Source organism: Vibrio sp. Vb1554 (assembly GCF_033344235.1).
The window spans coordinates 1-1,021 of the sequence record NZ_JAWPOJ010000484.1; the positions used below are offsets into that span (position 1 = coordinate 1).

1 protein-coding gene is annotated in these 1,021 nt (G+C 43.8%); it reads right to left on the reverse strand.

Annotated elements, in window-relative coordinates; genetic code table 11:
* Nucleotides 1–8 precede the first annotated feature (8 nt).
* Nucleotides 9–1,021, reverse strand: a 1,013-nt coding sequence (locus tag R8N28_RS27245; RefSeq protein ID WP_318183921.1) for a lipase family protein, incomplete at its 5' end; no start/stop codon positions are given.

Consider the following 1,021-nt stretch of genomic DNA (forward strand, 5'->3'; position numbering starts at 1 on the left):
AATCAAAATCAGAAGGTCGTTTTGAGGGCGGCTTTAACAGCCTGATTCAACTTACTTAGCACCAATTCAAACACCCAACGAATAAAGGAATAAGTAAATTTGATCGCGATATTTGCACCTTTCCCCGCAAATACCAACATGTGGCCAAGTAAACCTTTTACGCGTTCAGAAAATTCGCTAGAGAGTTCTGAAATCTTAACCATTGATCGAGCAATGGCATCATAAATGGTAGCAATCGCAGAGCTTACATTTTGCAGGGCAAAGACTGACGCCGCAGCCCCACCATCAACTAACAACGTAAGGAGCGCTGCCGAGATCTTATCTGCCCAATCAGCAGAAGGTGTGGCTTGAAGTCGATTCTCATAGTTTAAAACTACGCGTTTAAAAGTGGAGCTTGCCTTTTGAAAGCCAAGGCTATCCCAGGTTGCAGTCTGTGTATAAGAACTGTACTCCGCCATAAAATGTGCGCTAGGAAAAAGACCTTGAGCACGATTCAATATGTACTCCGAACCATCATAAGGCACATGATAAAAAGGCCATACTGGCGCTTTTGTTACGGGGTCCGCACCATTGACACAACGGAAGTGCGTCGATATTCGAGATGATGAGTTGATCGAAAAAGATTTCATTCCGACTCTTGGTGAGCCAAAAGTATATAAGTTAACTCTGCCTTTAAACTCTGGAGAAGCAGAAATCCAATTCGCAACCAGAGTCGCTAATGCACCACCTAAACTGTGTCCAACACAATGTATAGTACCGTTAGCGGTTACCGGATTATCACGAAGAAAACGAGTTAGACCTTTTCTCATAGAATAGAACGTAGTTTGGAATCCCGAATGGACGGTCTCTCCGGTATCTGTTCCTTTCCCGCTACACGTTAAGTCGGTAATCCCATCAGCTAATCCTGCTGTACCTCTAAAAGCTAAGACAAGGTCATTTTTATAACGCTGACTTTTTCCCTTTCCTAGCAGAGCAAACCCGGTTTCAGGGCGAAAGAAAAAACCACCACTTGTGCCTGTAA